Source organism: Vibrio sp. S/42/10, assembly GCF_029890535.1.
GTDB classification, from domain to species: Bacteria; Pseudomonadota; Gammaproteobacteria; order Enterobacterales; family Vibrionaceae; genus Vibrio; species Vibrio cyclitrophicus.
In genome coordinates, this window is sequence record NZ_JAKMZC010000008.1 from 184,891 (window position 1) to 193,838 (window position 8,948).

The 8,948-nt window shown below is 44.6% G+C and carries 8 protein-coding genes; all 8 read right to left on the reverse strand.

The window, feature by feature from the left end; translation table 11 throughout:
* Positions 1–11: 11 nt before the first annotated feature.
* Positions 12–4,040: a DNA-directed RNA polymerase subunit beta gene (gene rpoB / locus L8S15_RS11400; protein ID WP_010435546.1), complete on the reverse strand. Its 4,029-nt coding sequence runs from the start codon at positions 4,038–4,040 to the stop codon at positions 12–14.
* Positions 4,041–4,274: 234 nt separating this feature from the next.
* Positions 4,275–4,640, reverse strand: coding sequence for a 50S ribosomal protein L7/L12 (rplL, locus tag L8S15_RS11405; protein ID WP_010435548.1), 366 nt, complete (start codon positions 4,638–4,640; stop codon positions 4,275–4,277).
* Positions 4,641–4,697: 57 nt separating this feature from the next.
* On the reverse strand, positions 4,698–5,192 hold the full coding sequence (gene rplJ, locus L8S15_RS11410) for a 50S ribosomal protein L10 (protein WP_010435550.1): 495 nt from the start codon (positions 5,190–5,192) through the stop codon (positions 4,698–4,700).
* 244 nt (positions 5,193–5,436) lie between these two features.
* The gene (gene rplA, locus L8S15_RS11415) at positions 5,437–6,141 is read right to left on the reverse strand and encodes a 50S ribosomal protein L1 (protein ID WP_010435553.1); all 705 of its coding nucleotides are present in this window, start codon (positions 6,139–6,141) and stop codon (positions 5,437–5,439) included.
* A 4-nt stretch (positions 6,142–6,145) separates the two neighbouring features.
* Positions 6,146–6,574, reverse strand: coding sequence for a 50S ribosomal protein L11 (rplK, locus tag L8S15_RS11420; protein ID WP_010435555.1), 429 nt, complete (start codon positions 6,572–6,574; stop codon positions 6,146–6,148).
* Positions 6,575–6,787: 213 nt separating this feature from the next.
* Positions 6,788–7,336, reverse strand: a complete 549-nt coding sequence (gene nusG, locus L8S15_RS11425; protein ID WP_010435556.1) for a transcription termination/antitermination protein NusG — start codon at positions 7,334–7,336, stop codon at positions 6,788–6,790.
* 13 nt (positions 7,337–7,349) lie between these two features.
* On the reverse strand, positions 7,350–7,727 hold the full coding sequence (secE, locus tag L8S15_RS11430; RefSeq protein WP_010435558.1) for a preprotein translocase subunit SecE: 378 nt from the start codon (positions 7,725–7,727) through the stop codon (positions 7,350–7,352).
* Between the two features lie 223 nt (positions 7,728–7,950).
* On the reverse strand, positions 7,951–8,948 hold a 998-nt coding region (gene tuf, locus L8S15_RS11435), incomplete at its 5' end, for an elongation factor Tu (RefSeq protein ID WP_280573106.1).

Here is an 8,948-nt window from a genome sequence, read left to right on the forward strand (position 1 = left end):
AAAAAGAGGGATTACTCTTCGTCTTCTAGCTCGATGTTGATACCTAGCGAGCGAATCTCTTTCAACAGTACGTTGAACGACTCTGGCATACCAGGTTCCATGCTATGGTTACCGTCTACGATGTTCTTATACATCTTAGTACGGCCGTTAACGTCATCCGACTTAACTGTTAGCATTTCTTGTAGAGTATATGCAGCACCGTATGCTTCTAGTGCCCATACTTCCATCTCACCGAAACGCTGACCACCGAACTGAGCTTTACCACCAAGTGGTTGCTGAGTTACTAGGCTGTAAGAACCAGTTGAACGAGCATGCATCTTGTCATCAACCAAGTGGTTCAGTTTCAGCATGTACATGTAACCAACAGTTACAGGACGCTCAAACGAATCACCAGTACGACCATCAAACAGTTTAAGCTGACCAGATTCTGGCAGATCACCCAGTTTTAATAGCTCTTTGATTAGAGACTCAGAAGCACCGTCGAACACAGGGGTAGCAATCGGTAGACCGCCACGTAAGTTCTTAATCAGTGTACGAACTTGATCATCAGACAGTTCAGCAATATCAACTTTCTGACGAGTATCACCAAGATCATAAACCTTCTGTAGGAACTCACGGAACTTATGCAGCTCTTGTTGTTCCTTAACCATTTGGTTGATCTTGTCACCGATACCTTTCGCAGCCAAACCTAAGTGTACTTCTAGGATCTGACCGATGTTCATACGCGATGGTACACCCAGTGGGTTAAGTACGATGTCTACAGGCTGACCTTTCTCATCGTATGGCATGTCTTCAACAGGGTTAATCTTAGAGATTACACCTTTGTTACCGTGACGACCGGCCATCTTATCACCAGGCTGGATACGACGTTTAACCGCTAGGTAAACTTTCACAATCTTAAGAACGCCAGGCGCTAGATCATCACCTTGAGTGATTTTACGACGCTTAGTTTCAAACTTCTTATCGAAGTCAGCTTTTAGCTCATCCCACTGCTCAGCAAGTTGCTCAAGCTGTGTTTGTAGCGCATCGTCTTCTAGAACTTGCTCTAGCCATTGCTTACGACCGATAGTATCAAGCTTAGCTTCAGAGTAACCACCAGACAGAAGTACAGCTTTAACACGGTTAAGAAGGCCGCCCTCGAGAATTTGGAACTCTTCGGTTAGGTCTTTCTTAGCTTCTTTAAGCTGCATCTGTTCGATTTCAAGTGCACGTTTGTCTTTCTCTACGCCATCGCGAGTGAAGACTTGTACATCGATGATAGTACCTGAAACAGAGTTTGGTACACGTAGAGAAGTATCTTTAACATCAGATGCTTTCTCACCGAAGATAGCACGTAGTAGCTTCTCTTCAGGAGTCAGTTGAGTTTCACCTTTAGGGGTTACTTTACCAACTAGGATGTCGCCACCCTTAACTTCAGCACCAATGTAAACGATACCTGACTCGTCTAGTTTAGACAGAGCAGACTCACCTACGTTTGGAATATCAGCTGTGATCTCTTCAGAACCCAGCTTAGTATCACGAGCCACACAAGATAGTTCTTGAATGTGGATTGTCGTGAAACGGTCTTCTTGAACTACGCGCTCAGATACTAAGATCGAGTCTTCGAAGTTGTAACCGTTCCAAGGCATAAATGCGATACGCATGTTTTGGCCAAGAGCAAGTTCACCAAGGTCAGTTGAAGGACCATCAGCAAGAACATCGCCGCGTGCAACTGGTTCACCAGGAAGTACAGTTGGACGTTGGTTAATACATGTGTTTTGGTTCGAACGCGTGTACTTAGTTAGGTTGTAGATATCGATACCAGCTTCGCCAGGTACCAATTCATCTTCGTTAACCTTAACTACGATACGAGAAGCGTCAACAGACTGAACTTGACCACCACGTTTAGCAACCGCTGTAACACCAGAGTCAACTGCGATGTTACGTTCGATACCAGTACCTACTAGAGGCTTATCAGCCTTAAGTGTTGGTACCGCTTGGCGTTGCATGTTGGCACCCATCAATGCACGGTTCGCATCATCGTGTTCTAGGAACGGGATAAGCGAAGCAGCGATAGATACTACTTGGTTTGTCGCAACGTCCATGTAGTCAACGTGATCGCGTGGGTGAAGACCAGATTCACCTTTTTGACGAGCAGTGATTAGCTCATCTGCAAACGTAGATTCTTCAGTAAGAACCGTGTTCGCCTGTGCGATAACGAATTGACCTTCCTGGATTGCAGACAGGTAATCAACTTCTTCTGTTACAACACCATCTACTACACGACGGTACGGAGTTTCTAGGAAACCGTAATCGTTACAACGTGCAAACGCAGATAGCGAGTTAATCAGACCGATGTTTGGACCTTCAGGCGTTTCGATCGGACATAGACGACCGTAGTGAGTTACGTGAACGTCACGTACTTCGAAGCCTGCGCGCTCACGAGTAAGACCACCAGGACCTAAAGCAGAGATACGACGTTTGTGCGTAACTTCTGACAATGGGTTGTTTTGGTCCATAAACTGTGAAAGCTGTGAAGAGCCAAAGAATTCTTTAACTGCAGCAGAGATCGGCTTAGCGTTGATAAGGTCTTGAGGCATAATTGCGTCAAGATCACCAAGACTTAGACGTTCTTTAACGGCACGTTCTACACGAACTAAACCAACACGGAATTGGTTTTCTGCCATTTCACCTACAGAACGGATACGACGGTTACCAAGGTGGTCGATATCGTCCACTTCGCCTTTACCGTTACGGATGCCGATCAGTTTTTTCATCACTTCAATGATGTCTGATTCATCCAGAGTACCGCGCTCTTCTTCTTCTTCACGCTCGATAGAGCTGTTGAATTTCATACGGCCTACAGTTGATAGGTCGTAACGATCTTCAGAGAAGAATAGGCTTTCGAACAATGATTCTGCAGCTTCTTTCGTTGGTGGCTCGCCAGGACGCATCATGCGGTAGATTTCTACCAATGCAGAAATGCGATCTACTGTGCTATCTGCACGTAGAGTGTCTGACATGAATGGACCATGGTCTAGGTCATTCGTGAACAGAACTTCTAGAGTCTTGTGACCTGCTTGAGATAAGTTAGCAAGAGCCTCTAGGCTGATCTCTTGGTTTGCACCAACAATGATCTCGCCAGTTGCTTCGTTGATGTAATCTTTCGCAGCAATCTTTTCAACGATGTACTCTACTGGTACTTCGATGTGCTCAACGCCATCTTTTTCAAGTTGACGGATGTGGCGAGCAGTAACACGACGACCAGTCTCAACGTAAGTTTTACCATTTGCTTCGATGTCGAATGACGCAGTTTCACCACGTAGACGATCAGGGACCAACTCCATAAGTAGAGTTTGGTCTTTCACTTCGAAGTTCACCTTGTCGAAGAACAGATCTAAGATCTCTTCTGTCGATTTACCAAGTGCACGAAGAATAATCGATGCAGGTAGTTTACGACGACGGTCGATACGTACGAATAAGTTATCCTTAGGATCGAACTCAAAGTCTAACCATGAGCCACGGTAAGGAATTACACGTGCGTTATAAAGAACTTTACCTGATGAGTGGGTCTTACCCTTATCACTGTCGAAGAACACGCCTGGGCTTCGGTGCAGCTGGGATACGATAACCCTCTCGGTACCATTAATTACGAAAGTACCATTGTCTGTCATAAGCGGAATTTCGCCCATGTAGACTTCTTGTTCTTTAATGTCTTTTACAGTACCTGCTGGTGCATCTCGATCAAAGATAACTAAACGTAGTTTTACGCGTAGTGGCTTTGAGTAAGTAACACCGCGGATTTGACATTCTTTAACGTCAAAAACTGGCTCACCAAGACGGTAGCTAACGTATTGCAGCTCAGAATTGCCGTTGTAGCTCTGAATTGGAAATACAGAACGGAAAGCAGCTTCAAGACCGTATTGACCTTCTGGATCCTGTTCGATGAATTTATCGAAAGAATCAAGCTGGATCGATAACAGGTATGGAATGTCCAAAACTTGTGGACGAGTACCAAAATCCTTACGGATGCGCTTTTTCTCGGTATAAGAGTAAACCATGGGGTTCCTCAGCTCGCTGATAAGTGACCCAAACCACCCAAAACACTCTTCAGAGGGGGCGGTGACAAACAGCTGTTTACTGTAGTGAACAATCATTTCGAAAAAATGACTGTTTTTTTGCTCGGATTATGACGGTTAAACAGCGGAAAATTCGTCATAGCCCTACAGCGCAAAAAGGCCGGTGGTTAATTAACCACCAGCCATTAGCCTTGCGGCTAAGAAATTAAGTAATAATTACTTGATTTCAACAGAAGCGCCAGCTTCTTCTAGCTGTGCTTTAAGAGCTTCAGCTTCAGCTTTGTCAACGCCTTCTTTAAGCGCTGCAGGAGCTGAGTCTACAAGACCTTTAGCTTCTTTAAGACCTAGGCCAGTTGCGCCACGTACAGCTTTGATAACTTGTACTTTGTTAGCGCCAGCAGCAGTAAGGATAACGTCGAATTCAGTTTGCTCAGCAGCAGCTTCAGCAGAAGCACCACCAGCTACAACTGCAGCAGCAGCAGTAACACCGAATTTCTCTTCCATAGCTTCGATAAGCTCAACAACTTGCATTACAGACATTTCTGCAACTGCGTCTAGGATTTGCTCGTTAGTAATAGACATAACAATTCTCTTTTAAGTCAACAATAAGTTTAAATAGCAACCAGTGAAAAGCAAGGCTTATGCCGCAGCTTCTTCTTTTTGGTCGCGAACAGCAGCGATAGTACGAACCAGCTTGCCAGCAGAAGCTTCTTTCATGCACATCATTAGGCGTGCGATAGCTTCGTCGTAAGTTGGTAGTGTCGCTAGTACTTCAGCATCAGTAACTGCGCCTTCAAATGCAGCAGCTTTGATCTCGAAATCTTTATTCTCTTTAGCGAAGTCTTTGAAAAGACGCGCTGCAGCACCTGGGTGCTCATTAGAGAATGCGATCAGAGTTGGACCAGTGAAAGTGTCTACTAGACACTCGTAGTCTGTACCCTGAACCGCACGGCGTGCTAGTGTGTTACGAACAACTTTCATGTAAACACCCGCTTCGCGAGCTTGTTTACGTAGAGAAGTCATTGCGCCAACTTCAACGCCACGAGAATCAGCTACAACTGCAGAAAGTGCACCACTGGCAGCTTCGTTGACTTCAGCAACAATTGCTTTTTTGTCTTGAAGATTTAAAGCCATTTGGATTAACCTCTGGTTGTGATTACAGCACTCAGTACAAAATGTATTGAGCGTTTACGATGTTATTTAAAAGCAAATAAATTCACTTCAAACAACAACATCGCCTACGTAGGTTTTATTAAGCTTCATCTTAAAAAGATTTAGCGCCTACGGTCTTGGGATAGATGATTTTGAATTGCTTCAAAAACCACCCAACCACAAATATTAGGCGCAGAAGTATACACTAAATCTGCGCCTAAGCAAATTAGTTTGCTTGAGTATCAAGGCTAGCTTGATCAACAGCAACACCAGCACCCATCGTAGTAGAGATGCTTACTTTCTTCAGGAAAGTACCTTTCGCTGAAGAAGGTTTAGCTTTCTTAAGAGCAACTAGAAGAGCTTCTAGGTTCTCTTGAAGCTGGTTAGCTTCGAAAGATGCTTTACCGATAGTAGTGTGGATGATGCCGTTCTTGTCGTTACGGTAACGAACCTGACCAGCTTTAGCGTTTTTAACCGCTTCAGCAACGTTAGGAGTTACAGTACCAACTTTAGGGTTTGGCATTAGACCGCGTGGACCTAGGATTGTACCTAGTTGACCAACAACGCGCATTGCATCAGGAGAAGCAACAACAACGTCAAAGTCCATTACGCCTTTTTTCACTTGCTCAGCAAGATCTTCCATACCAACGATATCTGCGCCAGCTTCTTTAGCTGCTTCTGCGTTTGCACCTTGAGTGAACACAGCAACGCGGATTTCACGGCCAGTACCGTGAGGTAGCACAGTTGCGCCACGTACGTTTTGGTCAGATTTACGAGCATCGATGCCTAGATTAACAGCAACATCTACAGACTCAACGAATTTAGCAGTAGCTAGTTCTTTAAGAAGAGCAACAGCTTCGTTGATTTCGTATTCTTTAGTTGAGTCAACTTTGTCGCGGATTACGCGCATACGCTTAGTAAGTTTTGCCATGATCTTATCCCTCTACCACTAGGCCCATTGAACGAGCAGTACCAGCAATAGAACGCTTCATTGCTTCGATGTCAGCGCCAGTCATATCAGCAGCTTTAGTTTCTGCGATTTCCTGAACTTGAGCGTCAGTTACAGTACCAACTTTCTCAGTGTTTGGACGACCTGAACCAGACTTAACGCCAGCAGCTTTCTTAAGAAGAACAGCAGCAGGTGGAGTCTTAGTTACGAACGTGAAAGAACGGTCATTGTAAACAGTAATAACTACTGGAGTAGGTAGACCTTTCTCAACAGATTCTGTTTTTGCGTTGAACGCTTTACAGAATTCCATGATGTTCACGCCGTGTTGACCTAGAGCAGGACCAACCGGTGGACTTGGGTTTGCCATACCAGCTGCAACTTGCAGTTTGATATAAGCTTCAACTTTCTTAGCCATGATATTTCCTAATATTTTGGGTACGTGCGCTAACCGTAAGGCAAGCTCCCCATAAATTAAATTAACTCTTTTTTACTTCCGAAGAAGCAAAAAGGCGCGAAATTATAATCATAATTCGCGCCTTTAACAACCCTAAAAAGGTGATTTTTTATACTCTTTTATTTTGAACAGCTTATGAAGTATTTATCCACAGCTTGATCAAAGGTTCGAGTATTAGTCCAGTTTTTCAACCTGACCGAATTCAAGCTCAACCGGTGTTGCACGACCAAAGATCGATACAGATACCTTAATGCGGCTTTTCTCGTAATCTACTTCTTCAACAGTACCGTTAAAGTCAGCAAATGGACCATCGTTCACACGAACCACTTCACCCGCTTCGAACATTGTCTTAGGACGTGGAGACTCGCTCGCTTTCTCTAGACGGTTCAAGATAGCATCAGCTTCTTTATCAGTGATTGGTGCAGGACGATCAGAGGTACCACCAATGAAGCCCATAACACGCGGAATGCTGCGTACTAAGTGCCATGATTCATCATTCATGATCATTTGAACTAATACGTAGCCAGGGAAGAACTTACGTTCACTTTTACGGCGTTGACCTGCACGCATTTCCACTACTTCTTCAGTAGGTACTAGCACATCGCCAAATAGTTCTTCCATGTTGTGCATTTTAATATGCTCGCGTAGCGATTGTGCAACACGACCTTCAAAGCCAGAAAAGGCTTGAACTACATACCAACGTTTTTTTGGAGCTTCACTCATGAATCAGAACCCTCTACACCCCAGTTGCTAGAGAAACTAGACGGACCATAATGCCGTCAATTCCCCAAAGCACTAGAGACATAACAATACATACAGCTAAAACGATCAATGTAGTTTGCATAGTTTCTTGGCGAGTAGGCCAAACAACTTTACGAATCTCCATACGAGATTCTTTTGCAAAATCGATCGCAGCTTTACCTTTAGTTGTTGTTGCTGCAACGCCTAGTGCGGCAGCAATCAGCACAACTACACCTGCAGCGCGAATTACAACAGACAATTCACCATACAGGTAATTACCCACAACAGCAGCAGCCAACAGAACAAAAGCGACGATCCACTTCATTGTATCTGCTGCACCTGAGCTATCAGGAGTTTCAGCGTTTGCTTTCATAAAACCAACCTGTGATAAGTCTTAAATATAGACGACAATAACCCCGCTGTTGCAGGGCACATTCCTTTGCGTTGCAAAACAACACATCTAACAGTCATTTTAGTCAAAAAGACCGTTTAATTCTTTGCTAATAGCGAAAATCGATGTCAAAACATCCAACTCTTTTTTCAGCGCAGAAAAAGGGCATCAAATGATGCCCTTTTTACTAGTGGTTCGTCAAATCTTATGCAAAGATTTTAGCTACAACACCAGCACCAACTGTACGGCCACCTTCGCGGATTGCGAAACGTAGACCTTCGTCCATTGCGATTGGAGCGATTAGCTCAACAGTCATTTGAACGTTATCACCTGGCATTACCATTTCTACGCCTTCAGGTAGAGTAATGTCGCCTGTTACGTCAGTTGTACGGAAGTAGAACTGTGGACGGTAACCCTTGAAGAAAGGAGTGTGACGGCCGCCTTCGTCTTTAGAAAGTACGTATACTTCAGACTCAAACTTAGTGTGTGGGTTGATTGAACCTTTCGCAGAAAGTACTTGACCACGTTCAACGTCATCACGCTTAGTACCACGTAGAAGTGCACCAACGTTCTCACCTGCACGACCTTCGTCAAGCAGTTTACGGAACATTTCAACACCAGTACAAGTAGTAAGAGTAGTCTCTTTGATACCAACGATTTCTACTTCGTCACCTACACGTAGGATACCGCGCTCGATACGACCAGTTACAACAGTACCACGACCTTGAATTGAGAATACATCTTCAATTGGTAGTAGGAACGGTTGGTCTACTGCACGCTCTGGCTCAGGAATGTAAGAATCTAGTGCTTCTGCAAGCTCAACGATCTTGTCTTCCCATTGCTTCTCGCCGTTTAGTGCGCCAAGTGCTGAACCTTGGATTACTGGTAGGTCATCACCTGGGAAGTCGTATTCAGAAAGAAGTTCACGAACTTCCATCTCAACTAGCTCAAGTAGCTCTTCGTCATCAACCATGTCACATTTGTTCATGAATACGATGATGTAAGGGATACCAACTTGACGACCAAGTAGGATGTGCTCACGAGTTTGAGGCATAGGGCCGTCAGTCGCAGCAACCACTAGGATACCGCCGTCCATTTGTGCAGCACCAGTGATCATGTTTTTAACATAATCCGCGTGTCCTGGACAGTCTACGTGTGCGTAGTGACGTGCTGGAGTGTCGTACTCAACGTGAGAAGTTGCGA

Excerpts from the sequence above, each read along its gene's own strand:
- rplK (WP_010435555.1), bottom strand. The coding sequence starts at position 6,574 with ATGGCTAAGAAAGTTGAAGCTTATATCAAACTGCAAGTTGCAGCTGGT.
- rplJ (WP_010435550.1), bottom strand. The coding sequence starts at position 5,192 with ATGGCTTTAAATCTTCAAGACAAAAAAGCAATTGTTGCTGAAGTCAAC.
- rpoB (WP_010435546.1), bottom strand. The coding sequence starts at position 4,040 with ATGGTTTACTCTTATACCGAGAAAAAGCGCATCCGTAAGGATTTTGGT.
- rplL (WP_010435548.1), bottom strand. The coding sequence starts at position 4,640 with ATGTCTATTACTAACGAGCAAATCCTAGACGCAGTTGCAGAAATGTCT.
- rplA (WP_010435553.1), bottom strand. The coding sequence starts at position 6,141 with ATGGCAAAACTTACTAAGCGTATGCGCGTAATCCGCGACAAAGTTGAC.
- nusG (WP_010435556.1), bottom strand. The coding sequence starts at position 7,336 with ATGAGTGAAGCTCCAAAAAAACGTTGGTATGTAGTTCAAGCCTTTTCT.
- secE (WP_010435558.1), bottom strand. The coding sequence starts at position 7,727 with ATGAAAGCAAACGCTGAAACTCCTGATAGCTCAGGTGCAGCAGATACA.